Raw genomic sequence first — 21,647 nt, 5'->3', positions numbered from 1 at the left:
TGACGGAAGCAGATGCGCCCCCGCAGGGGAGTCAGCCCTCAACTCGCATAGACCGCCCGCTCGAACCGGTCGAACAGGGCCAGCGCGCCCGGATCGGCGAACGGCAGCAACTGCGCCATCATCACGCCGGCCACGCCGCGCTCCAGGTCCAGCCAGTAGTAGCAGTTGCTGAGCCCGGCCCAGGAAAGGCTGCCCGCCGAGCGTCCTGCCGGGCCGGGCTCCAGATTGACCAGGAAGCCCAGGCTCCAACCGGTCGGCTGGCCTGGGAACGGGTCGTAGTCCAGAGCCAGGTGCGGCGCGGCGCTCTTCAGCGCCCCGGGGCGCGGCTCGGTGAGCTGGCTGGTCAGCAGAAGCTCCATCCCTTCATGCGACAGCAGGCCCGCCTGGCGGTCCCGTAGGGCGCGCAGGAATTTCAGATAATCGCCCGCCGTCGAATAGAGCCCGCCGCCGCCCATCTGGAAGTGCGGCGGCTCGGGCAGGGCGAAGGGCAGGGGCGTCAGTCCCCTGTCCGGCAGGCGCGCGTGCATGGGGGCCAGCCGCCCTCGCTGCGCCGCCGTCAGCGAGAGGCTGGTGTCGGCCATCCCAAGCGGCGCGAACACCTGCTCGGCCAGGACTTCGTTCAGCGCCTTGCCGGTCGCCGCCTCGATCAGCAAGCCGGCGAAGTCCAGCCCGTGCCCATAGGTCCAGGCCTCGCCGGGGTCGAACAGCAGCGGCAGTCCCTCCGGCGCCGCCGGGCCCAGGGTGTTGGAGCCGCTATGCGCGAGCCAGCGGGCGAGGTCGCGGCTGGCGAAGTCGTATCCGAACCCGCTGGTATGGGTCAGCAGCCCCCGCAGGGTGATCGGCCCGCGCGCCGGCCGCAGCCTGGGCGCGCCCTCGGCGTCGAAGCCCTCCAGCACCTGCGGCTGCGCCAGTCCCGGCAGCCACTTGCCGACCGGCTCGTCCAGGCTCAGGCGGCCGGCGTCCACCAGTTGCAGCGCCGCCAGGGCGGTGATCGCCTTGGTCATCGAGGCGATCCAGAACACCGCATCGGGCGCCAGCGCCTCGGCGGCGTCGGGACCCGGCGCGCCCACCGCCAGGTTCACTGCCTCTCCGCCCGGGGTGATCGCCGCGACCGCCACGCCCGGCAGGCCGCTTTCCTGCAAGCCCGCTTCCAGCGCCGCACGGATAGTCTCCGCCATTCCCGTCCTCCCGGTCTTTGCGAAAACCTTAGCGCAAAGCCCGGCGCTGGGTAGTGCCCTTCGCGGGCGCCAGCATGGCGGGATTCCTTGGCGTACAAGGCATTTCCGCTGGGTGAACGGCAGATGAATTGGCCGTTCCCGGTCGTGTTCAGGCAGGCCCGGCTAGGGTGGTCTCAACCTGAGGAGACACGACATGAAGAAGGCCATTCTGATCGCCGCCGCCGCCGCCATGACGCTGACCGGCTTCGCGGCCTCGGCCCAACCCTATGGCGGCCGTGGCGGCCCCTATGGCGACCGCGACCGCGACGGGCGCCCGAACTATGCCGACCGCTACGACAACCGCCGTCCGCACTATGGCCCTCCCGGTCACGCCTATGGTCATCGCCGCTGGGCCCGTGGCCAGCGCTTCGACCATTATCGGACCCGCACCTACATCGTGAACGATTACCGTCGTTACGGCTGGGCTCCGCCGCCGCGTGGTTACGCCTACTACCGCGCCGACAATGGCGACGTGGTCCTGGCGGCCCTGGCCACCGGCATCATCGCCTCGGTGATCGTGGGCGGCCTGCGCTAAGCCCCCAACTGGTTTCGCTCCCTTCAGCCCCGGCTTCGGCCGGGGCTTTTTTTGTGGGGGGCGCGCTACCAGTTGTTGCGGCCGTCGACCTTCTCGACCGTGATCGCCGACCAGTCGAGGTCGTCGATCAGCCGCAGGTTCACTCCATGGATGCGTTCGGCGGGCACGGCGCCGGCCTCGAAGCCTTCCTTGGGCGTCCCATCCAGGTTGTAGGCGGAGGCCCAGTCCGGCGAATCGCCGAAGGCGTGCATGCCGCAGCGGCCGCAGAAGTGGTGCAGGTTGAGGCCTTCGCTCGCCGAATAGACCCGATCCTCGGCTTGGGAGACCAGTTTCATCTCGCCTGGCCGGTAATAGGCCCAGACCGCCCCGGTGCGGGCGCAGAAGCTGCAATTGCATTCGTGCGCTTCGGTCGGCGCATAGGGCAGCTCGATCCTTGTGGCGCCGCAATGGCAGGTGGCGACGAGGGTCATGGCGGTGGCTCCCTTCCTTCATTCCAGAGCGCCATTCTGAAACGCCCCTCCTGCCAGCGCGTGTCAGCAGCCTCCCCCAAATGGGGGAGGTTCGCACCACGCAGCTCGCATAATTGAGTCCCCAGGGGGAGGCGGCCGGAGAAACGACGCCTCCGATCGGCGCGTGCGGCGCTTGGCCGTCCGCGCGCCATCAGTGGGGGAAGGCGCATGGCGCTGATTGAAGGCACGATCGATGCGGACACGCTTTCGGGCGGCGTCGATGACGACGAGATCAATGGCCTGGAAGCAAACGACAGCCTCAGCGGGGGCGCGGGCGACGACATCCTTCGAGGCGGCCAGGGCGCTGACACCCTGCTCGGCGAGGCCGGCCACGACCTGGTGACGGGCGGCGCGGACGACGACCTGCTGGACGGCGGCGACGGCTTCGACCGCGCCTCCTTCTTCGACGCCACGGCCGGCGTGACCGTGGACCTCAACCTGGCCGGGCCACAGGCCACCGGGTTCGGTCTCGACACCCTGGTCAATATCGAGCACCTCACCGGGACGCTCTACGCCGACAGCCTGGTCGGGAACGCCGCCGCCAACTGGCTCTGGGGCGCGGGCGGCGGCGACAGCCTTTCCGGCGGCGCGGGGGACGATCTCCTGTCGGTGGGCAATGGCGCCTCGATCGTCGCCGGCGGCGACGGGGTCGACACCCTGTCGTTCTATTCGGAAACCCTCACCGGCGGGGTCAAGGTCACCCTCGCCAACCAGACCACCGCCCAGGACACCCTCCAGGGCCTGATCAAGCTCAGCGGCGTCGAGAACCTCTCCGGCGTGATGTTCGCCGGAGACACCCTTAGCGGCGATGCGAACGCGAACATACTGGCCGGCTGGAGCGGCGCGGATTCGCTGTCCGGCGGCGCAGGCGCCGACCTGCTGCTGGGCGACGGCGTCGTCCTCATCAGCGAACTCACCGGCGAGATCGAGGTCTTCGCCGACGACGGGGCCGAGGCCGACACCCTCGACGGCGGCGCCGGCGACGACACCATCCAAGGCGCCGGCGGGAACGACCTGTTGTTGGGCTCCGACGGTCACGACCTCATGCGAGGCGAGGCCGACAACGACACCCTGAACGGCGGGACGGGGGACGACCTCCTGGTCGGCGGCGCCGGCGACGATCGTCTTGACGGCGGCGCCGGCATCGACCGCGCCTCATTCTTCGACGCCCCGGCCGGCGTGACGGTCGATCTCTCCGTGGCCGGGCCGCAGAACACCGGCCTTGGCCTCGACACCCTGGTCAGCATCGAGCACCTCACCGGCACGGTCGGCGACGACACCCTGACCGGCGACGCCGCCGGTAACTGGCTCTGGGGCGCGGGCGGCGGCGACAGCCTCTCCGGCGGCGCGGGGGACGATCTCCTGTCGGTGGGCGCAGGCCCCTCGGTCGTCGTCGGCGGCGACGGGACCGACACCCTGTCGTTCTATTCGGAGACCCTCACCGGCGGGGTCAAGGTCACCCTCGCCAATCAGGCCACCGCCCAGGACACCCTCCAGGGTCTCATCAAGCTCAGCGGCGTCGAGAACCTCTCCGGCGTCATGTTCGCGGCCGACACCCTCAGCGGCGATGCGAACGCCAACGTACTGGCCGGGGTCAGCGGCGCCGACAGCCTCTCCGGCGGGGCCGGCGACGACGTGCTCCTGGGCGATGGCATGATCCATGTCGATGCGCACGAGACCGGCACGTCCGGCCCGATCACCATCTTCGCGGACGAGGGCGCCAACTCCGAGATCGGCCCGGCCGGAAACGACACCATCGACGCCGGAACCGGGGCCGACACCGTCAATGGCGGCGGCGGCGACGATTTCATCACCGTCTCGCCGGGCGCGGGCCAGACCGCCCAGGTCACCCTTGGCGAGGGCGGCGACACCCTGCGGCTGGATCCCGCCGCGCTTGGCCTGGTCACGATCGCCGACTTCCAGTCGGGCGAGGACGTCCTCGACGTCACCGACGCCCTGGCCGCGCGCCTGACCGGCTGGACGCCGGGCGCGAGCCCCTTTGCGGGCGGCTTCATGCGCCTGGTCCAGGACGGCGCCGCGACGCTCGTCCAGATCGACCAGGACGGCGGCGGCGACGCCTTCGCCAGCATCGTCCGGCTCGAGAACACCAATAGCCTTGGCCTGGGCGCGGCCGACCTCGGCGACCCGGACTATGTCCCGGCGCCGGAAGCGGTCGGCGGTTCGGCGGCCGACACCTTCGTCTGGACGCCAGGCAGCGGCGCCGAAAGCGTCGACGGCGGTCTCGGGACCGACGTCGTGGAGATCACCGCCCCGGCCCTGTCCGCCCCGACCGCGGCCCTGACCATCACCCCCAGCGGCGACGGCTCGGCCATGCTGCTGGACCTCGACGGCGACGGCGACACCGACCTGACCGTCACCAATGTCGAGGAGCTGGTCCTCAACGGAAAGCGGGTGACCGTCACCGGCGACCTCTCCCTCACCGGCCTGGCGCCCAACACCATCACCTATGTCGGGGACGGCGACGACAACCTGTTCGACGCCTCGGGCATGACCTCGCTGCAGTCGGTCGACCTCACCGGCGGAGCCGGCGCGGACACCCTGGTCGGCGCAGGCGGCGATGACCTCATCGTCGCCGGGTCAGGCGACGACAGCCTGGCGGGCGGCGGCGACAACGACCGGCTGACCGGCGGCCTCGGGAACGACGAGATCCTCGGCGGGGCCGGGACCGACGTGGCGGTCTTCTCCGGCCTGCGCAGCGCCTACGTCATCACCAGCCTGGGCGCAGGGCGGACCCAGGTCACCGGCCCCGACGGGACCGACGTCCTGACCGAGGTCGAGCGCCTGCAGTTCTCCAACATGGTCACCGACATCACCGGCGCCCAGATCGGGGGAGGCGGTGGCAGCGGCGGCGGCGGTTCAGTTCCCGCCAACGCCCAGGGCACGTCCGGCGATGACACGGCGACCTTCGCCTCGGGGAACGACAGCTACTCCGCGGGCGCAGGGAACGACGGCGCGAGCATGGGCGACGGCGCCGACTTCGCTCACGGCAACGCCGGGGCCGACACGATCTCCGGCGGCGGCGGGGCCGACATCCTGCGCGGCGGCCAGGACGGCGACCTCCTCAACGGCGACGACGGCGACGACCAGCTCTTCGGCGACCTGGGCGACGACTCCGTGTTCGGCGGCGCGGGCGACGACCGCGTCGAGGGCGGCGAGGGGACCAACTTCCTTCGCGGAGGCGACGACGACGACGTCATCGTCGGCGGCTCAGGCTTCGACGACGCCCACGGCAACACCGGCCAGGACACCGTCTCCGGCGGCGCCGGCGGAGACTGGGTGGTCGGCGGCCAGGGCCACGACCTGCTGTGGGGCGAGGAGGGCGCCGACATCGTCTACGGCAACCTCGGCGACGACACGGCCTATGGCGGAGTGGGCGACGACATCGTCCGGGGCGGCCAGGGCGCCGACAGCGTTTCCGGCGGCGACGGGGCCGACTGGCTGGCCGGCGACCGCGGCGACGACACCCTCAGCGGCGGCGCGGGCGCGGACGTCTTCCACGCCTGGGGAGACGCCGGCGTCGACCGGGTCCTCGACTTCAACGCCGCCGAGGGCGACCGCGTGAACCTGCTCACGGGCACGACCTACACCACCGCCCAGTCCGGCGCGGACGTGGTCATCAGCATGACCGGCGGGGCGCAAATGACCCTCGTCGGCGTACAGCTCTCCAGCCTCCCTGACGGCTGGATCGGCGTCGGCTGACCGGCGCACGCGAGCGAGGGCGACGGGAGGGGCATGTCTCCCGTCGCCCTTAGCGCGCGCGGGTTCTTATCTGGTCGCGGGAGTCTAGCGATGGTTGTGCTAAGGCCAGTCGCTCCGTTCACCGCCGAGGCTTCGGCAGCTCCGCTGCGAACTCCGCGCCGACTCGTCCGACCTCCCGTCGAACGCCAACGGGCCGGGGACCCAAGGAAGTCCGCCACCTCCGCGGCCGGCGATTGTGATCGAAATCGCACGATACGCGCCTTGCTCTGCGCGTCGTGCCGCTAAGCGGCTAAAACTTTTGAGAAATTTTGGTGGGTGTACAAGGATTCGAACCTTGGACCCGCTGATTAAGAGTCAGCTGCTCTACCAACTGAGCTATACACCCGTCTCGGCGGCGGTCGCTTGCGCAACCAGCGGCGAGGGCGCGGAACATACTCGAAGCCTGAGACAAAGCAAGGCCTCGATAGGGGGAAATTTCATGGCGAAGCGCGACATCTCAGGAGTCGTTGATTTTCAATACCTTGAGGGCTTCACCGCGGGCGACGGCGACGTCATCGAGGAGGTTTTGGGGCTGTTTCGCGAGCAGGCGGCGATCTGGTCGAATCTTCTGGACCCGGCCGCGGACGGCTGGCGCGACGCCGTTCACACCATCAAGGGCGCGGCGCGGGGAATCGGCGCCGTCGCGCTCGGCGACGCCTGCGCGCGCGCCGAGGCCGACGGGCCCGGCGCGCTCGACGGAGTGCGTGATGCTCTGGACGCGGCGCTGTCGGATATCGCCGCCTATCTGCACGAGCGGGCGCTTCAGTCCTTGCGCACGCCGCGGAGCTGATCCCACACGCCGAACTCATAGGCGATGCAGCGGTCGATCAGGGTTCGCCAGACCGGTTCGGCGATCTCCTCGGAGAGGCCGGCCTCGCGGGCGGCGGCCTTCACCTTGGCGACCACGTCCTCGATCCGGGCCTGGTCGTGCACCGCGTCGCGGTCGGCCTTGATGCGGGCGGCGGCGTCCATGTAGCGCTGGCGTTCGGCCAGCATCAGCACAAGCGCGCGGTCCAGGGCGTCGACGCCCTTTCGGACGTCGAGCATGGTCTCGCAGTCGGCCGGCAAGGGCCGTTCATCGACGATGATTTTCATAAGCCGTGTAGGACTAAATCCCGGCGCCGTTGTCCAGGCTTCTCAGGGCCGCTTCGTGCGCTTCGGCCTCCGCGGCGATCCAGTTTATGAAGGCTTTCACCTGCGGCAGCCGCCCCTTGGCCTTCGGATGGACCACGTAATAGGCGAAGTCCACGGCCGTCGCGATCTGCAGCGGGGCGACCAGCCGCCCGGCGTCCAGGTCGGCCTGGGCCAGGGTGCGCTTGGCCAGCGCAACGCCGCGGCCGTTCACCGCCGCCTCGATCACCAGGCTCGACTGGTTGAACCGCGGGCCCCGTGCGCCGTCGATGCCGCGCAGGCCGCGGGCGGCCAGCCACATGGTCCAGTCCGGGCAGGAATCGTCCGGCTCGGGCGAGCCGTCGTGCAGCAGGATGTGATTGGCCAGGTCCGCGGGGTCGTTCAGCGGCGTGGTCGCCGCCAGGTCCGGCGACAGCACCGGAATCACCGTCTCGCCGATCAGCCGGCGCACCTCCAGCCCCGGATACCGCCCGGCGCCGTAGCGGATGGCGACATCCACCTCGCCGGCGGTCAGGTCGACCAGTTCCAGGCCCGCCGACAGCCACACGTCGACGTGCGGATGCAGTTCCTCGAACCGGCCCAGCCGCGGCACCAGCCACTTGGCCGCGAACGAGGGGGCGGCCGTCAGGGTCAGGCGCCGGCCGTCCACGGCCGCGGTCAGCATCGAGGCGGCCTCGGCCAGCCGGTCGAAGGCTTCGCGCAGGGCGGGCAGGGCGGTCTGCGCCGCGTCGGTCAGCAGCAACCCCTTGGGCGTGCGCTTGAAAAGCGCCGCGCCCACATAGTCTTCGAGGTTCTGGATCTGCTGGCTCACCGCCCCCGGCGTCACCGAGAGTTCGTCAGCAGCCCTTGAGAAGTTCAGGTGCCGCGCAGCAGCCTCGAACGCCCTCAGGGCGTTCAGCGGCGGCAGCCGGCGGCGTTCGGTATTGCGCTCCATCGAGTTTTCCTGACACCCCCGGCAGAAGTCCTTGGGTTGCGAATTGGCCCCTGCGAGGCCAGTTTGCAACCATCCGCCGAGGTATCGGCCCTTTTCTTCGGCGGATATATCAGCGGGGCGGGTGAAAGCCCGTCCCGCTCTGGTTTTCAAGCCCTGGCGTTTAGAGAAGCTAAAAACGATGCCGCATCGCAAGCCCAAAAACGAGGCGACCAAACGTCTCGTCGTGCTGGGCGGGGCTCCTGCCCGCAAGGGCGGGGCCGTGTGGCTGGTGGGCGCCGGCCCCGGCGACCCCGAGCTCCTGACCCTCAAGGCGCTCAAGGCGTTGCAGAACGCCGAGGTGGTCGTCCACGACGGCCTTGTCTCTGACGAAATCCTCGATCTGGCGCCGGCTGCGGCGCGCAGGATCTCGGTCGCCAAGCGCAAGTCGCGCCATTCCTACGCTCAGGAAGAGATCAACCGCATGCTCGTCGCCTTCGCCCAGGAGGGGCTGAAGGTGGTGCGTCTCAAGGGCGGCGATCCCTTCATCTTCGGCCGCGGCGGCGAGGAGCTGGAAGCCTGCCGCGAGGCTGGCGTCGAATGCCATGTCGTGCCCGGCGTGACCGCGGCCCTGGCGGCCGGGGCCAGCGCCGGCGCGCCCCTGACCCACCGTGGCAGCGCCCAGGCCGTGACCTTCGTCACCGGCCACGCCGCGTCCGGCGGGGAACCGGACCTCGACTGGGAAAGCCTGGCCCGGCCGAACCAGACGGTCGTGATCTATATGGGCGTCTCCACCGCCGCCGGGATCGCTGCGCGCCTGATGGCCGCCGGCCGCCAGGCCGCGACCCCCGCCCTGGTCGTGGAGAACGCCAGCCGCTCCGACGAGCGGCGCATCCTCACCAAGCTGTCCGAGCTGCCGGACGCCGCGGCCGATGTCGCAGGGCCCGCCCTGCTGATCGTCGGGGAGGCGATGGCCCTGGCGCAGGCCGGCGGACAGGAAGCGACACTGCAAGACGAAGCTCGGGCGCTCGAGCTGGGAGTGAAGTCATGAAAGCCTTGACCGCCAACCTTCTGGCAGACGGGGAGGTCGTGTTCTGGAAGCAGGGCCGCTGGGCGTTCCGCTTCTCGGAGGCCGAGCTGTTCGATGACGAGGAATCCGCCGAGCTCGCCGAAGCCAAGGCCAAGAGCGACCCCACCATCGTGGTCGACCCCTACCTGATCGACGTGATCGAGGCCGGCGAAGGCTGGGCCCCGCTCTCGTTCCGCGAGCGCGTGCGCGCGCTCGGCCCGTCCAACCACCCGCAGCACGGCAAGCAAGCCGATGGCGGCGAGGACGTAGAGCTCCTACAGAACGCCCAAGGCGCCGCCCGGTCCTCCGGACGCGTCAATCTGATCAAGCGCAAGTGAGGGCGCGATGTACCAGTACGACAGCATAGACAAGGCCTTCGTCGCCGACCGCGCCGCCGAGTTCCGGGGCCAGGTCTCCCGGCGCCTGGCGGGCGAGATCACCGAGGACCAGTTCAAGCCGATCCGGCTGATGAACGGTCTCTATCTGCAGCTTCACGCCTACATGCTGCGGATCGCGATCCCCTACGGGACGCTGAACTCGGCCAAGCTGCGCAAGCTCGCCTTCATCGCGCGGACCTACGACAAGGGCTACGGCCACTTCACCACCCGCACGAACCTGCAGCTCCACTGGATCAAGCTGAAGGACGCGCCGGAGATTCTCGACCATCTGGCCGAGGTCGGGATGCACTCGATGCAGACCTCCGGCAACGTGATCCGCAACATCACCGCCGACCCCTATGCCGGCGCCACCTCCGACGAGCTGGACGACCCGCGCGTCTGGTCCGAGGCGATCCGCCAGTGGTCGACCCTGCACCCGGAATTCAGCTTCCTGCCGCGGAAGTTCAAGATCGCCGTCGGCGCGGCGGTCAAGGATCGCGCCGCCACGCGCGTCTATGACATCGGCCTGGCTCTGCGCCGCGGCCGCGAGGGCGAACTGGGCTTCGAGGTGATGGTCGGCGGCGGTCTTGGCCGCACGCCCTACCTCGGCTCTACCATCCGTGAGTTCCTGCCCACCCGCCACCTGCTGTCGTACCTGCAGGCGATCCTGCGCGTCTACAACCGCCACGGCCGCCGCGACAACATCTGGAAGGCCCGGATCAAGGTGCTGGTCGCCTCCCTCGGCGCGGAGGAATTCGCCCGTCAGGTCGAGGAAGAGTGGGGCAAGACCGATCCGGCCACGGTCGACCTGCCCAACGAAGAGCTCGCCCGCATCCGCGCCAGCTTCGCCACCGAACTGGAAGTCCTGCCTCCCGGCTCGAAACGCGTCGAGGCCCGCAAGGCGTCCGATCCCGCCTTCGCCCGCTTCCTTCGCCACAACGTGCGCCCGCACAAGGCGCCCGGCTATGCGATCGTCGACGTCTCCCTGAAGACGCCGGGCGAGACCCCCGGCGACATGACCAGCGAGCAGATGGACGTGGTGGCCGAGCTCGGCAAGCGGTTCTCCAAGGACGAGATCCGGGTGAACTACCAGCAGAACCTGCTGCTGCCGCACGTGAAGCTGGACGACGTGCCCGAGGTCTACGAGGCTCTCGCCGCGGCGGGCCTGGCCACGCCGAACATGGAGCTGATCACCGACATCATCGCCTGCCCGGGCCTGGACTACTGCACGCTCGCCAACGCCCGCGCGATCCCGATCGCTCAGCAGATCGCCCTGCGCTTCGCCGACCCGGCCCGCGCCGAAGAGATCGGCGAGCTGCCGATCAAGATCTCCGGCTGCATCAACGCCTGCGGTCACCACCATGTGGGCGCGATCGGCATCCTCGGCGTCGATAAGAAGGGCGAGGAATTCTACCAGGTCACCCTGGGCGGCACGCCGGAGAACGACGCCGCCCTCGGCCAGATCCTCGGCCCGGCGCTGCCGGCGGCCAAGGTCGCCGAAGCCATCGAGCAGATGGTCGAGGTCTATCTGCGCGAACGCAAGGACGGCGAGCGCTTCCTCGACACCTACCGCCGCACCGGCGCGGCGCCCTTCAAGGAGGCCGTCTATGCCGACGCTAATTAAGATGCACCAGGGCCGCGCGGCCCTGGCCAACGACCCCTTCACCAGCGTCGCCGACGACGAGTCCCTGCCGCCGGGCGACGTGATCATCTCGCTGACGAGGTTCCAGTCCGAAGGCGACCGCCTGCTCTCGGAAGGCCGCGCCGTCGGCGTCCGGGTCGAGGCCGGCGAGGAGATCGAGGTCCTGGCCTACGACCTGCCGCGCCTGGCGGTGGTGGCCCTGGCTTTCCCGAAGTTCCGCGACGGCCGCCACTACTCCAACGCCCGGCTGTTGCGCGAGCGCTACAGCTTCACCGGCGAGGTGAGGGCGGTGGGCGACGTCCTGCGCGAGCAGGCGCTGTTCATGTTCCGCTGCGGCGTCGACGCCTTCGAACCGGCGGACGGCTCCAACGCCGAGCAGTGGGAAGCCGCCACCCGTCGTTACAGCCACGTCTACCAGCGCGCCGCCGACGGCCGGACACCGGCCTTCGCCGAGCGCAGAGAGGCCTAAAGCCCATGGCTTTCGATCAGACCGAGCGTCCCTCCATCGCCGCGCGTCTCGACGCCGAATTGCGACACGCGCATCCGGCCACCGTGCTGGCATCGGCGATCGAAAGCTTTGGCGACAAGCTCGCCCTGGTTTCGTCCTTCGGGGCGGAGTCGGCCGTGCTGCTGCACATGGTTTCGAAGATCCGCCCGGACCTGCCGGTGCTGTTCCTCGACACCGGCATGCTGTTCGGCCAGACGCTCGACTATCGGAAGAACCTGGCCGCCAGGCTCGGCCTGACCGACGTGCGCGACCTGCGCCCGGCCTATAACGACCTGGCCGTCACCGATCCCGACGCCAAGCTCTGGCAGACCGACACCGACGCCTGCTGCAACGTCCGCAAGGTGCTGCCGCTGGACCGCGCCCTGGTCGATTTCGACGCCTGGATCACCGGCCGCAAGCGCTTCCATGGCGGCGACCGTTTGTCGCTACCGGTGGTCGAGGAGGCCAGCGGCCAGGTGAAGTTCAATCCCCTCGCCAACTGGGCCAAGGAAGAACTCGACGCCTATATGGCCGAGCACGACCTGCCGGCCCATCCCCTGGTGGCGCAGGGCTTCCCGTCCATCGGCTGCTGGCCCTGCACCAAGCCGGTGGAGGAGGGCGAGGACGTCCGCGCCGGCCGCTGGGCCGGCCAGGACAAGACCGAGTGCGGCATCCATGTCGCGCGCGCCCCTGGGACGGTCACCAACGTCGGCGGCGATATTTGACGCCTCTTAATGACACGCAGATTGGTCTTAGTTAGAGAGCCGTTATGACCGACGTAACCGCTACGGCCCCGGCCGCTTCCAAGGCGCGCGGCGCCTTCATGGTCGAGACCGTCACCTGGGTCCGCCACTGGACCGACCAGTTGTTCTCGTTCCGCACCACCCGCGACCCGGGCCTGCGCTTCTCCTCGGGCCAGTTCGTGATGGTCGGGCTGGAAGTCGACGGCAAGCCGCTGGTGCGCGCCTATTCTATCGCCAGCCCCGCCTGGCACGACGAGCTCGAGTTCTACTCGATCAAGGTCTCCGACGGCCCGCTGACCTCGCGCCTGCAGAAGATCAAGGTCGGCGATGAGGTCCTGATCGGCAAGAAGCCCACCGGCACCCTGGTGCTCGACGGCCTCAAGCCCGGCAAGCGGCTCTACATGATCGGCACCGGCACGGGCCTGGCCCCCTGGCTCTCGCTGGCCCGCGACCCGGAAGTCTACGAGCGCTTCGACGAGGTGATCGTCACCCACACCGTGCGCAACGTGGCCGACCTGAACTATAGCGAGCTGTTCACCAAGGACCTGCGCGAGGACGAGATCCTCAGCGAGGTGATCGGCGACAAGCTCCGCTACTACCCGACCGTGACCCGCGAGCCCTTCAAGACCCAGGGCCGCGTCACGGATCTCATCACCTCGGGCAAGATCTTCGAGGACCTCGGCGTCCCGCCGCTCGACCCGGCGGTGGACCGCCTGATGCTCTGCGGCGGTCCCTCGGTCCTGGCCGACCTGAAGACCATCCTCCTGGACCGCGGCTACGTCGAAGGCTCGATCTCCGCTCCCGGCGACTTCGTCCTCGAAAAGGCCTTCGTCGAGACCTGAGGCGATCTCTCGCGCCATCCGGTTTCGTCATGGCGGCGCCGACGATCGCGCCGCCACCGGCCCCCTCAGCTCTCCGGCTTGAGGTTCGCCTGGATCGTGCAGATCAGCCCCTCGGGCGCATAGGTCAGCTTGGCCTCGCCCTTCAGTTCCCCGCGTAGGCCGCGCTCGATCAGGCGCGAGCCGAAGCCCACCCGCGTCGGCGGGCTCACCGGCGGGCCGTCGACCTCCCGCCAGGTCAGTTCCAGCCGCCCGCGATCCAGCGACCAGTCCAGCTCGATGCGTCCGCCCTCGACGGAGAACGCCCCGTACTTCACGGCGTTGGTCGCCAGTTCGTGGAACATCATCGCCAGCGAAAGCGCGCCCTCAGGCGGCAGGCGGACCGCCGGGCCGCTCATCGCCACCCGCTCGGGCGCCGCGCCCACGAACGGCTTGAGCGCCCGTTCGATCACCTCGTCCAGGTTGGCGCCGTGCCAGCGCTCTCGGGTCAGCACGTCGTGCGCCTGCGACAGGCCAAGCAGGCGGGACGAGAGCTTCTCGTAGGCCACCGCCGGATCGGCCTCGCCCCGCAAGGTCTGCGAGGCCATCGACTGCACCGTCGCCAGGGTGTTCTTCACCCGGTGGTTCAGCTCGTTGATCATCAGCTTGAGCTGATCTTCGTAGCGCTTCTGCTCGGCCTCGGCCCGCTTGCGCGCGCCGATGTCGTACATGATGGTGACGAAGTAGGCCGGCGTCCCGGCGCCGTCGCGGACCAGCGAGACCGTCAGGTTGTGCCACAAGGGCTCGCCGTTCTTGGCGATATGCCGCTTCTCGATCGAGTAGGTGCCGATCTCGCCGGCCAGCAGGGTCTGGGTGTAGGCGAGGCTGCGCTCCATGTCGCCGGGGTGGGTGATGTCCTGGAACCGCATCTGCGCCAGCTCGTCGCGGTCATAGCCGGTCATGGCGCAGAACTGGTCGTTGACCTCCAGGAAGGCTCCTTCCGGCGCCACCCGCGCCACCGCCATCGCGGCCTGGTCGAACACGGCTCGATAGCGCGCCTCGGCCGCCTCGAGCCTGGCTCGCGCCGCCACCGCCCCGGTCACGAACTCGGTGTAGAGGACGATCCCGCCGATCTCGCCCTCGTCGGTCCGCCAGGGGCTCACCGACCAGCGCACCCAATCGGTCCGCCCGTCGTGGCGGACGAAGGAGTCGGCTTCGTGGCTCAGCTCGGCGCCGTCGCGCAGCGCCTGGGCGTGGATGTCGCGCCAGCGCTGGGGCACCTCGGGGAAGAGCTCGTAGTGCGCCCGGCCGGCGATCGGCGTCTCGCCCGGGAGGCCCTGCTCGGTCAGATAGCGGCTGGACGCCGCCAGGTAGCGCATCTCGCGGTCGAAGATCGCGATCCCCAGGGGCGCCTGGCGCAGGGCCGTGAGGACGCCGGAGAGCGCGCTCGCCTGCAAGGCGGACCTAACTTCGCCGTCGGCCTCGGTACGCACCGGAACTCGCCCCACCAAAAGACACACGCCACGGTTGTTACCTGGGCCTTGGAAGATGGCCGTCGGACGCCCCCGGGGTCAACGAGACTTCAGGTCGCGGGCAAGCGGTCTTGCGTCTCGCCCTCGGCTGTGGGTTGCGCCAGCTTCAGAACAAAATCGGCGCGTGCAGCGACGTCCGCCCGAGGGACCTCCACCGGCTCATAGCCCCAGCGGCGGCAGAGGCGCTCGATCGCTGCATGCGTCGCCTGGCATTCGGCGAAGCTCTGCTTGCGCTCGGCGTCCTGGCGATAGATCGCCTTCCAGGGCGGCGGAATGAAGACCCGCGCGTTGTAGCGCCGGTCCAGCATCGCCTCCGCCAGCCAGTCCTCCGGCTCGCCACGCTGCGGCAGGCTGTCGAGGATGCCCCGGTCGAAGAACACCCGCTCGCTCACGCCGGCCATGGCCTCGAAGATGGCGATGTCCTCGCGCGCCGCCCGCGCCATATAGGCCGACGCGTCCAGCCAGGGCAGGGCGCGCCCGCCGCGGGCGACCTCCTCGCGGATGATGCGCCGGTGAGTCTCCTCCACCACCCGCTCGCCCCGCCGGCGCAGTTCCTCGATCAGCGCCGTCTTGCCGACGCCAGGCCCGCCGGTCAGCAGGAAGAAGTTCGGTTTGTCGATCGTCACGCGCCAGCCCTTTGCGACCTCAATCGTCCCCGCAGATCGCCGCGACCGTCCGCTCCGTCAGCGCAGCGCAGTCGGCGCCGGCGAAGGGGAAGGCGCCGGCCAGGCTGTCCTTGAGGTCCGCCTCGAGGGCCTGCTGAAGCCGCCGCCTGGCGCGCACCAGGCGCGTCTTGGCCGTGGCCGGCAGGATGCCGAGGGTTTGAGCGATCTCCTCGATGCTCAGCCCCTCGACCTGCTGCATGACGAACACCAGCCGAAATTCCGTGGGCAGGCCGGCGATCGCCGCTTCCAGCAGCCTGCTCACCTGCTTGACCGCCGCGGCGGTTTCCGGGCCGTCCTGGGCCTTCGATCCTTGCATGAGCTTTTCTCGGTACTGGTCGAGATCGGTGACGGAGTCCGCGTCGAGCCGGGCTCGGCGGCGGCGCGCGGCGCGGGCCCGGCCGAGCGCCTCGTTGAGGGCGATCCGGGTCAGCCAGGTGGAGAGCGAGGCGCGGCCCTCGAAGCTTTCGATGGCGGCGAAGGCGCGGACATAGGTGGTCTGCACGACGTCCTCGGCCTCGGCGTGATTGCGTAGCACGGCCCAGGCCGCTCGGAACAGGCGCTGGTTGTGGCGCTGGGTGATGGCGCGCACCGCCGCCGGGTCGCGTGCGCCGAACCGGCGGGCCAGTTCCGCATCGCTCAAGTCGGAACAGTCGGGGTGAGGGATGGCTGCGTTCACGAACTCCTCCAGGCCGGCTCGATCAGGCCCGCTCACTCTTGGACGCCCGAACCCCGAAAAAGCGCCCGGAAAAGCAAGCGGGCGCCTTTGCGCGCCTCCGGCGTCAAATGGAGAGCGCCGATGCTGGATCGGGGCGAACCGGAGGACAAGACATGCTGAGAAGATTGGCCGTCGCGCTGACTGTGGGCGGGCTGGCGATTTCGGGGGCTGCGGCCGCACAGGGGCCGGCGCTGAACGACGCCCAGATCGCGCACATCGCCTATACCGCCGGCCAGATCGACGTGGACGCCGGCAAGCAGGCCCTGGCGAAGTCGGACAACAAGGCGGTGCGTGACTTCGCCGCCGAGATGGTTCGCGACCACGCCGCCGTGAACGACAAGGCGCTGGCCCTGGTGAAGAAGCTCGGCGTCACGCCGCAGGCCAACGCGACCAGCCAGGCCCTGTCGAGCCAGGCCGCCGAGCAGTCCGCCAAGCTTTCGAAGCTTTCGGGCGCCGAATTCGACCGCGCCTATGTCGAAGGCGAGGTGGCCTTCCACCGCACCGTCAACGGCGCGCTGCACGACACGCTCATCCCGAAGGCGCAGAACGGCGAGCTGAAGTCGCTGCTCGAGACCGGGCTGACCCTGTTCACTGAGCATCAGAGCCACGCCGAGCACGTGGCCGCGGAGCTTCAGTGATGCTGCGGCGCGAGGCGCTGGCCCGGATCGGCGTCGCGGCATTGGTCCTCGCAGCAGGGGCGGCGTCTCCGGCCGCCGGCAGGCCGCCCAGGACCTTCACGATCGTCATCGACAAGATGAGGTTTGGGCCGATCCCCTCCGATCTCCGGGTCGGAGACGCCATCCTGTGGGTCAACCACGACATGTTCGTGCACACCGCGACGGCCTCCGACAAGAGCTTCGATGTCGAGCTGCCCATCGGGAAAAGCGCGCGGATCGAACTGACGCGCCCCGGCGCCGTCGCGTTCACCTGCCGCTATCACCCGGGCATGAAAGGCAGGCTCCTGGTGCGCCCCGCGGCTCGGACCTAGAGCGCGTTAGGCGAAAGTGTACGCGGTTTCGCCGCTCGAACGCGCTCTAACACTAAGAAAGTAGAGCCTTTTCCGACGGGCTAGATGATTCCATCTAGCCCTGAAAGGCTCTAGTCCGGCCTCTGGCCGTCGCGGCGTACGATACGCAGGATCGCCAGGCCGAGCAGCGCCGAGGCCAGGGATCCCACCAGCACCCCGATCTTCGTCTGGTCGATCAGGTGCGCCTGGGCGAAGGCCAGATTGCCGATGAACAGGCTCATGGTGAAACCGATGCCGCACAACACGGCCACGCCATAGAGCTGGCCCCAGGAGGCGTCCCTGGGCATGTGAGCCCAGCCCAGCTTGATGATCGCCGCGGCGGTCAGGAACACGCCCAACTGCTTCCCGACGAAGAGACCCAGGGCCACGCCCAATGGAACCGGGTCGGCCAGGCTCGCCAGACTGACCCCCGCGAAGGACAGCCCCGCGTTCGCAAAGCCGAACAGCGGCACGATCAGGAAGGCGGTCGGCTTGTGCAGGGCCTGCTCCAATCGATGCAGCGGCGAGGCTGCGTCGTCCGGAGCGCCGGGGCTCCTGCGCAGGGGGATGAACATCGCCAGGGCCACGCCGGCCAGGGTGGCGTGAACGCCGGACTCCAGCACGAAGAACCACATCGCCAGCCCGGCGATCAGATAGGGCCAGAGCGAGGTGATGCGCAGCCGGTTGAACGCCAGCAGCAGCGCCATGACGCCGCCGGCGGCCATCAAGGCCTCGAGGTGCAACTGCGCGGTATAGAAGACCGCGATGATCAGGATCGCCGCCAGGTCGTCCATGATCGCAATGGCGGTCAGGAAGATCTTGAGCGAGCTCGGGACCCGATCGCCCAGCAGGGCGACGACGCCCAGGGCGAAGGCGATGTCGGTGGCCGACGGGATCGCCCAGCCCGCGCGGCTGTCGGGATGGGCGGCGTTGAAGGCGAGATAGATCAGCGCGGGCGCGGCGACGCCGCCCAGCGCCGCCAGGCCGGGCAGGACGACCCGCGACGGCCGCGAAAGCTGGCCGTCCAGGACCTCGCGTTTGATCTCCAGCCCGACCAGCAGGAAGAAGACGGCCATCAGCCCGTCGTTGATCCAGTGCAGGACGCTTTCCTCGAGCGCCAGCGGCCCGACCGCGAAGCCGAGATGGTGGTCCAGCACCGCGAAATAGGTCTCGGCCAAGGGCGTGTTGGCGACCACCAGCGCCAGGGCCGCCGCCGCCATCAGGACGTAGCCGCCCGAGGCTTCCTGCCGGAGAAAGGCGCGCAGCGCCGATGCGGGCTTGTGATGAGCGGTGTCAGGCGTGTTCCCCACGGCGGCCTCCAGGAATTGGATCGAGCTGTCGTGGCGTCAGGTTATCGACGGACGCCGGACCGAGTTCGCCACCAGGGGCGCGGCCTGGCCGCCGAAGCGGCCTGATATCTGTCCCGAAAATCGTCAGCATCGCCGTCAAGGTCAAGCCCGACCGCAGATTCTTCGGTGAAGAAACGAGGGCGTGACAGCTACGCCGCCGATCATACCGATCTCTATTGGATCATCGTCCCGCTTCGCCTTCCGCTTGTACGCCGCTAGATGGGCGACAGGCCGCTCCCCATCGAAGCCGACGAAAATTCAGTCTGGCGGGTTTGCGCCATAGTAGTCGCCTTCCAAATCGGGGAATGCGTCGACGAGCAGCTCCTGAAGCTGCTTGTTCAACACCTCTCCAAGGGTCGTTATGCTTCAGTGAGGCGGACTTCACGCGGGCCCCCCGTTTGTCCCTAGAGGTGGCAGCTTGCTTCCAATCCGCCGTTAAGCGGAAGTGCTCAATGACGGGGACGGGGGGAGCCGATGCTCTTTTGGCTGATGAGCGCGCTTGGGTTGGGGATCGCCTACCTTCTCGGTTCCACGCCGACCGGCTTCCTGGCGGGCAAATTTCTCAAGGGTATCGATATCCGGGAGCATGGCTCCAACTCGACTGGGGCGACGAATGTCCTTCGGACGCTGGGGCTCCGGCCCTTCGCTGCGGTGCTGGCGATAGACGCGCTGAAGGGAGCGGCGGCGATCGTCTTCATCCGCTGGCTATCCCAAGCCCTTTTAGTATGGCCCGCCACAAAGCCGGCGGCATGGGTCGAGCCGTCATCGTTCGTTGCCTGGGCCGTCTGTCTCGCCGGACTTGCCGTCTTGCTGGGGCACGCCCGTTCGATTTGGCTGAACTTCACCGGCGGCAAGTCCGTTGCGGCCGGCGTCGGCGTGCTGGCGGCAATGTCGTGGACAGTCGCTTTGGGCGCCTTGACCGTCTTCGGGGTCACCCTGGCTCTCTTCCGGATAATGTCGGTGAGTTCGATGCTGGCCGCATTGACAGCGGTCGCCCTGGTATGCGGCCTCGACGAGCCCCTTCCTTATCGGGTGCTGGTGATCGCGGGCGCCGCGTTCGTGATTGTTCGTCATCGAGCCAACATCAAGCGGCTGCTCGCTGGCACGGAGCCACGGCTTGGGCGCACTTCGCAGCCAGGAGTGAGCGGCCGCTAACGGGCCGCAGTCCTCAGCCTGAATGCGATTTGCGGACGCGGCAGATCCGCTCGTGGACGGTCGGGCCATTTCAGCTTGCGACCCATTGCGAACCCTTGATCAGTCTGCTTCGGGTCAAAGACCAAGGGCCAACATGTCTCGACGTCATAGCCTGACATTGCGGACCTTCAAGGTCACGCTAGGGTGCAGCCAACTTTAGGACCGGCACGAGCATGACTTCCGCTCAGATCGATGAACCTCCGAGTGCAGCCAAGACTGCGCTCATCACTCGCTTCATGGCAGCGAGCGGTATTCAAGCGCGGATCGACGGCGGCGGCTTCTTAGAGCGCTATGCTCGGTGGCTCCCCACTTCTTACTGCCGCCGGAGCAAGCTTCAGCGAGACCTTGGATGCCCTGCGGCTCGCCTACGAACCTCATCGGCTCACATGGCAGGCGGAGTACGCGAGCCACATCAATTGGGAGTTCACTGAACCCGAGCTCGAGGAAATTGTGCCGTTTCTGGAAGGTCCAAGCGGACAGCATTTCTTAGAGGCTCGCTGGCGGATGGACGCCTACATCGGCACCAATACCGAACATCTCGTAGAGCAGATTATCTCAGTCGCCGCCGCCGCTCTCACGAAATGAGCCAACGTCCCCAATCCACCCCGCAGAGCCATTCGGCGAGTCCGCTTCACGGCAGGACACCTAGTCCGCCCCGGAGCAACAGCTTGGCGCCACTAGCGGACGTTGGCGGTGAGGCTGAGAGCGGACTCTTTTGAAGGTCCGCTTGCGTGACCATCGCGATCGGCGACAAGGTTTGGGACCGAAATCGACCCCAAAGCGACGACCGAAACTCTTGTGAACCAGGCCTACCTCGGGCGCATCTCAGTTGGGAAGCTCGGCGGATACGCCACATCTCGAAGGTCGGTGACGTGCATTTGGCAATCGTGTTCGCTGGCGCTGCTGCAGAACATTGCGCCCGTGGCTCTCACCCTAATGCCGTGCAAGTCCAGCCATACACTGGGCGCACGGCGCGTGTGCCGACGAAAGTAAGTCACCCCAAGCATCGCGTCTTCAATTTCACGATATGCCGCGGCGGCCGGCGTATTGGGGACTACGGCAAACAAGATGCCCTTACATTCAGGATAGGCCTCGTGATTCAACAAAGCGCCGTGACGCATGTCGATTGTGAGATCAGTTGCGACTGTAAACTTCTGGCGCTGATAATCTCGAGGACGCTCGGCCACATCGCACGCCTCCACCGTTTTTGCCGCTGATGCGCTAGCTGGAACTGCGAAAGTGAGCAGCGCGAAGAAGGTGACGATGTGGGGCATGCTCATCAAACAACCTTCACCCTAGGCTCCCGCCGAGATCAACGGCCGTTCTCGTGTGATTGGGCGCGACTGCGCCACTAGGAGACCAAAGCCCCGGGACGAAAAGCCGACCTAGCTCTCGGTCCGCTTGCGGGAACGTCTCGACAGACCGAAGCCGACCCACCTCAGACTCTGTCCTTTCAGGAGGTGCCAGCGCCCTCGTCATACAGGTAGAGAGTCACAGGGCAGGACTGGTCGTTCGCCCACGTAATCGCTTCATGCAGGCTCAGGCTCTCGCGCTGGTCATATGTGACCTCCTCTTCAGCGGACCTAGGAGGTGGAGCGATATCGGTGTCCGCGACGGTGTTGTCGTGCCAAGTCGCTTCAATAATCGCGTTGATCTTCGCCCACCGGTAGGGGCGAGTTCGCTTGTCGATCACATTCCAGATCATGTGTTGCTCCTCGCGGCGGAGCCTAACAGCCACGCGTCCGCTCCCCACCCTTCTCGGACAACCGGCGAGTCCGCTTGGCGCTGACCGATGCCTCAACCGTGCAACGTCCGCGCCGCATGCCCCCAGCGCTTTGCCGAGGCGTTCAACCTCCGACCCAGCTATTGCCTCGATGCCGGTTCATGGCATACAGGCCATCTACGCGTCAGGCGCGCGTCCGGTCCGCGGAAAGGGCTTCAAGCCCGCCCCTGAACTGCACATTTCGCCTGCCTTCTTTCTGCCCGGTA

Annotated in this window: 23 protein-coding genes and 1 tRNA gene; 13 read left to right on the top strand and 11 right to left on the bottom strand. The window is 68.2% G+C overall.

The window, feature by feature from the left end; all coding sequences use genetic code 11:
- Nucleotides 1-38: 38 nt before the first annotated feature.
- On the bottom strand, nucleotides 39-1,178 hold the full coding sequence (locus tag ABID41_RS00935; RefSeq protein WP_354296995.1) for a serine hydrolase domain-containing protein: 1,140 nt from the start codon (nucleotides 1,176-1,178) through the stop codon (nucleotides 39-41).
- Nucleotides 1,179-1,371: 193 nt separating this feature from the next.
- Between ABID41_RS00935 and ABID41_RS00930 the strand changes: the two genes are divergently transcribed.
- Nucleotides 1,372-1,752: an RcnB family protein gene (locus ABID41_RS00930; protein WP_354296993.1), complete on the top strand. Its 381-nt coding sequence runs from the start codon at nucleotides 1,372-1,374 to the stop codon at nucleotides 1,750-1,752.
- A 65-nt stretch (nucleotides 1,753-1,817) separates the two neighbouring features.
- On the opposite strand, the gene ABID41_RS00925 is transcribed toward ABID41_RS00930, so the two are convergent.
- A complete protein-coding gene (locus tag ABID41_RS00925) occupies nucleotides 1,818-2,222 on the bottom strand; it encodes a GFA family protein (protein ID WP_354296991.1) in 405 nt (134 codons plus the stop codon).
- Between the two features lie 207 nt (nucleotides 2,223-2,429).
- On the opposite strand from ABID41_RS00925, the gene ABID41_RS00920 reads away from it, so the two are divergent.
- Nucleotides 2,430-5,981 (top strand): beta strand repeat-containing protein, encoded by a 3,552-nt coding sequence (locus ABID41_RS00920; RefSeq protein WP_354296989.1) that lies wholly within the window; start codon nucleotides 2,430-2,432, stop codon nucleotides 5,979-5,981.
- A gap of 309 nt (nucleotides 5,982-6,290) precedes the next feature.
- On the opposite strand, the gene ABID41_RS00915 is transcribed toward ABID41_RS00920, so the two are convergent.
- Nucleotides 6,291-6,366, bottom strand: a tRNA-Lys gene (locus ABID41_RS00915).
- Between the two features lie 93 nt (nucleotides 6,367-6,459).
- Between ABID41_RS00915 and ABID41_RS00910 the strand changes: the two genes are divergently transcribed.
- Nucleotides 6,460-6,810, top strand: a complete 351-nt coding sequence (locus ABID41_RS00910; RefSeq protein ID WP_354296988.1) for an Hpt domain-containing protein — start codon at nucleotides 6,460-6,462, stop codon at nucleotides 6,808-6,810.
- Here the strand turns inward: ABID41_RS00910 and ABID41_RS00905 are convergent.
- Nucleotides 6,783-7,115, bottom strand: a complete 333-nt coding sequence (locus tag ABID41_RS00905) for a chorismate mutase (RefSeq protein ID WP_331932738.1) — start codon at nucleotides 7,113-7,115, stop codon at nucleotides 6,783-6,785. The two genes, ABID41_RS00910 and ABID41_RS00905, sit on opposite strands and share 28 nt — an antisense overlap.
- Before the next feature lie 13 nt (nucleotides 7,116-7,128).
- Entirely contained in the window at nucleotides 7,129-8,085 is a 957-nt protein-coding gene (gcvA, locus tag ABID41_RS00900) for a transcriptional regulator GcvA (protein WP_331932737.1), read from the bottom strand.
- A gap of 178 nt (nucleotides 8,086-8,263) precedes the next feature.
- Here gcvA and cobA point away from each other — a divergent pair, with 178 nt between their 5' ends.
- Genes cobA through ABID41_RS00870 form a run of 6 tightly spaced genes read left to right on the top strand, consistent with a single transcriptional unit; the run spans nucleotide 8,264 to nucleotide 13,221 of the window.
- Nucleotides 8,264-9,112, top strand: coding sequence for a uroporphyrinogen-III C-methyltransferase (gene cobA / locus ABID41_RS00895; RefSeq protein ID WP_435529975.1), 849 nt, complete (start codon nucleotides 8,264-8,266; stop codon nucleotides 9,110-9,112).
- A complete protein-coding gene (locus ABID41_RS00890; RefSeq protein ID WP_354296986.1) occupies nucleotides 9,109-9,468 on the top strand; it encodes a DUF2849 domain-containing protein in 360 nt (119 codons plus the stop codon). The genes cobA and ABID41_RS00890 overlap by 4 nt, the downstream gene beginning before the upstream one ends.
- Before the next feature lie 7 nt (nucleotides 9,469-9,475).
- The gene (locus ABID41_RS00885; protein ID WP_331930237.1) at nucleotides 9,476-11,131 is read left to right on the top strand and encodes a nitrite/sulfite reductase; all 1,656 of its coding nucleotides are present in this window, start codon (nucleotides 9,476-9,478) and stop codon (nucleotides 11,129-11,131) included.
- Nucleotides 11,115-11,618 (top strand): DUF934 domain-containing protein, encoded by a 504-nt coding sequence (locus tag ABID41_RS00880; RefSeq protein ID WP_331930239.1) that lies wholly within the window; start codon nucleotides 11,115-11,117, stop codon nucleotides 11,616-11,618. Before ABID41_RS00885 ends, ABID41_RS00880 begins: the two co-directional genes overlap by 17 nt.
- A 5-nt stretch (nucleotides 11,619-11,623) precedes the next feature.
- Nucleotides 11,624-12,361, top strand: coding sequence for a phosphoadenylyl-sulfate reductase (locus tag ABID41_RS00875; RefSeq protein ID WP_331930241.1), 738 nt, complete (start codon nucleotides 11,624-11,626; stop codon nucleotides 12,359-12,361).
- Nucleotides 12,362-12,405: 44 nt separating this feature from the next.
- Nucleotides 12,406-13,221, top strand: a complete 816-nt coding sequence (locus ABID41_RS00870; protein WP_331930243.1) for a ferredoxin--NADP reductase — start codon at nucleotides 12,406-12,408, stop codon at nucleotides 13,219-13,221.
- 65 nt (nucleotides 13,222-13,286) lie between these two features.
- Here ABID41_RS00870 and ABID41_RS00865 read toward each other — a convergent pair whose 3' ends face one another.
- From ABID41_RS00865 to ABID41_RS00855, 3 genes are all read right to left on the bottom strand, one after another.
- Entirely contained in the window at nucleotides 13,287-14,690 is a 1,404-nt protein-coding gene (locus ABID41_RS00865; protein WP_331930245.1) for a sensor histidine kinase, read from the bottom strand.
- Nucleotides 14,691-14,779: 89 nt separating this feature from the next.
- Nucleotides 14,780-15,355 carry an AAA family ATPase gene (locus tag ABID41_RS00860; RefSeq protein WP_331930247.1) on the bottom strand — a complete coding sequence of 192 codons (576 nt, stop codon included), beginning with the start codon at nucleotides 15,353-15,355 and terminating at the stop codon, nucleotides 14,780-14,782.
- A 19-nt stretch (nucleotides 15,356-15,374) separates the two neighbouring features.
- Nucleotides 15,375-16,070 carry an RNA polymerase sigma factor gene (locus ABID41_RS00855; RefSeq protein ID WP_354296982.1) on the bottom strand — a complete coding sequence of 232 codons (696 nt, stop codon included), beginning with the start codon at nucleotides 16,068-16,070 and terminating at the stop codon, nucleotides 15,375-15,377.
- A 152-nt stretch (nucleotides 16,071-16,222) separates the two neighbouring features.
- Here ABID41_RS00855 and ABID41_RS00850 point away from each other — a divergent pair, with 152 nt between their 5' ends.
- Nucleotides 16,223-16,747: a DUF4142 domain-containing protein gene (locus ABID41_RS00850; RefSeq protein ID WP_331932776.1), complete on the top strand. Its 525-nt coding sequence runs from the start codon at nucleotides 16,223-16,225 to the stop codon at nucleotides 16,745-16,747.
- Entirely contained in the window at nucleotides 16,747-17,097 is a 351-nt protein-coding gene (locus ABID41_RS00845; RefSeq protein ID WP_331932775.1) for a cupredoxin domain-containing protein, read from the top strand. The genes ABID41_RS00850 and ABID41_RS00845 overlap by 1 nt, the downstream gene beginning before the upstream one ends.
- Nucleotides 17,098-17,207: 110 nt before the next feature.
- Here ABID41_RS00845 and nhaA read toward each other — a convergent pair whose 3' ends face one another.
- Nucleotides 17,208-18,425 carry a Na+/H+ antiporter NhaA gene (gene nhaA, locus ABID41_RS00840; RefSeq protein WP_331932774.1) on the bottom strand — a complete coding sequence of 406 codons (1,218 nt, stop codon included), beginning with the start codon at nucleotides 18,423-18,425 and terminating at the stop codon, nucleotides 17,208-17,210.
- A 513-nt stretch (nucleotides 18,426-18,938) separates the two neighbouring features.
- Here nhaA and plsY point away from each other — a divergent pair.
- Entirely contained in the window at nucleotides 18,939-19,619 is a 681-nt protein-coding gene (gene plsY, locus ABID41_RS00835) for a glycerol-3-phosphate 1-O-acyltransferase PlsY (protein ID WP_331932773.1), read from the top strand.
- Between the two features lie 330 nt (nucleotides 19,620-19,949).
- On the top strand, nucleotides 19,950-20,243 hold the full coding sequence (locus ABID41_RS00830) for a hypothetical protein (protein ID WP_331932772.1): 294 nt from the start codon (nucleotides 19,950-19,952) through the stop codon (nucleotides 20,241-20,243).
- A 224-nt stretch (nucleotides 20,244-20,467) separates the two neighbouring features.
- Here the strand turns inward: ABID41_RS00830 and ABID41_RS00825 are convergent, their stop codons facing one another.
- Both ABID41_RS00825 and ABID41_RS00820 read right to left on the bottom strand, forming a co-directional pair.
- Nucleotides 20,468-20,938, bottom strand: a complete 471-nt coding sequence (locus tag ABID41_RS00825) for a hypothetical protein (RefSeq protein WP_331932771.1) — start codon at nucleotides 20,936-20,938, stop codon at nucleotides 20,468-20,470.
- A gap of 173 nt (nucleotides 20,939-21,111) precedes the next feature.
- Nucleotides 21,112-21,363 carry a hypothetical protein gene (locus tag ABID41_RS00820; protein ID WP_331932770.1) on the bottom strand — a complete coding sequence of 84 codons (252 nt, stop codon included), beginning with the start codon at nucleotides 21,361-21,363 and terminating at the stop codon, nucleotides 21,112-21,114.
- Nucleotides 21,364-21,647 lie beyond the last annotated feature (284 nt).

Origin of the sequence: Phenylobacterium koreense, from assembly GCF_040545335.1 — a bacterium.
In the GTDB taxonomy this organism is placed as follows: domain Bacteria; phylum Pseudomonadota; class Alphaproteobacteria; order Caulobacterales; family Caulobacteraceae; genus Phenylobacterium; species Phenylobacterium koreense.
Note: the sequence above shows the minus strand (reverse complement) of the source record. Positions and strands in the feature narration are given on the sequence as shown.

What these genes read in the sequence shown, in the direction of transcription:
- ABID41_RS00935 (WP_354296995.1), bottom strand. Translation starts at nt 1,178, where the DNA reads ATGGCGGAGACTATCCGTGCGGCGCTGGAAGCGGGCTTGCAGGAAAGC.
- ABID41_RS00930 (WP_354296993.1), top strand. Translation starts at nt 1,372, where the DNA reads ATGAAGAAGGCCATTCTGATCGCCGCCGCCGCCGCCATGACGCTGACC.
- ABID41_RS00925 (WP_354296991.1), bottom strand. Translation starts at nt 2,222, where the DNA reads ATGACCCTCGTCGCCACCTGCCATTGCGGCGCCACAAGGATCGAGCTG.
- ABID41_RS00920 (WP_354296989.1), top strand. Translation starts at nt 2,430, where the DNA reads ATGGCGCTGATTGAAGGCACGATCGATGCGGACACGCTTTCGGGCGGC.
- ABID41_RS00910 (WP_354296988.1), top strand. Translation starts at nt 6,460, where the DNA reads ATGGCGAAGCGCGACATCTCAGGAGTCGTTGATTTTCAATACCTTGAG.
- ABID41_RS00905 (WP_331932738.1), bottom strand. Translation starts at nt 7,115, where the DNA reads ATGAAAATCATCGTCGATGAACGGCCCTTGCCGGCCGACTGCGAGACC.
- gcvA (WP_331932737.1), bottom strand. Translation starts at nt 8,085, where the DNA reads ATGGAGCGCAATACCGAACGCCGCCGGCTGCCGCCGCTGAACGCCCTG.
- cobA (WP_435529975.1), top strand. Translation starts at nt 8,264, where the DNA reads ATGCCGCATCGCAAGCCCAAAAACGAGGCGACCAAACGTCTCGTCGTG.
- ABID41_RS00890 (WP_354296986.1), top strand. Translation starts at nt 9,109, where the DNA reads ATGAAAGCCTTGACCGCCAACCTTCTGGCAGACGGGGAGGTCGTGTTC.
- ABID41_RS00885 (WP_331930237.1), top strand. Translation starts at nt 9,476, where the DNA reads ATGTACCAGTACGACAGCATAGACAAGGCCTTCGTCGCCGACCGCGCC.
- ABID41_RS00880 (WP_331930239.1), top strand. Translation starts at nt 11,115, where the DNA reads ATGCCGACGCTAATTAAGATGCACCAGGGCCGCGCGGCCCTGGCCAAC.
- ABID41_RS00875 (WP_331930241.1), top strand. Translation starts at nt 11,624, where the DNA reads ATGGCTTTCGATCAGACCGAGCGTCCCTCCATCGCCGCGCGTCTCGAC.
- ABID41_RS00870 (WP_331930243.1), top strand. Translation starts at nt 12,406, where the DNA reads ATGACCGACGTAACCGCTACGGCCCCGGCCGCTTCCAAGGCGCGCGGC.
- ABID41_RS00850 (WP_331932776.1), top strand. Translation starts at nt 16,223, where the DNA reads ATGCTGAGAAGATTGGCCGTCGCGCTGACTGTGGGCGGGCTGGCGATT.
- ABID41_RS00845 (WP_331932775.1), top strand. Translation starts at nt 16,747, where the DNA reads ATGCTGCGGCGCGAGGCGCTGGCCCGGATCGGCGTCGCGGCATTGGTC.
- plsY (WP_331932773.1), top strand. Translation starts at nt 18,939, where the DNA reads ATGCTCTTTTGGCTGATGAGCGCGCTTGGGTTGGGGATCGCCTACCTT.
- ABID41_RS00830 (WP_331932772.1), top strand. Translation starts at nt 19,950, where the DNA reads ATGCTCGGTGGCTCCCCACTTCTTACTGCCGCCGGAGCAAGCTTCAGC.
- ABID41_RS00825 (WP_331932771.1), bottom strand. Translation starts at nt 20,938, where the DNA reads ATGAGCATGCCCCACATCGTCACCTTCTTCGCGCTGCTCACTTTCGCA.
- ABID41_RS00820 (WP_331932770.1), bottom strand. Translation starts at nt 21,363, where the DNA reads ATGATCTGGAATGTGATCGACAAGCGAACTCGCCCCTACCGGTGGGCG.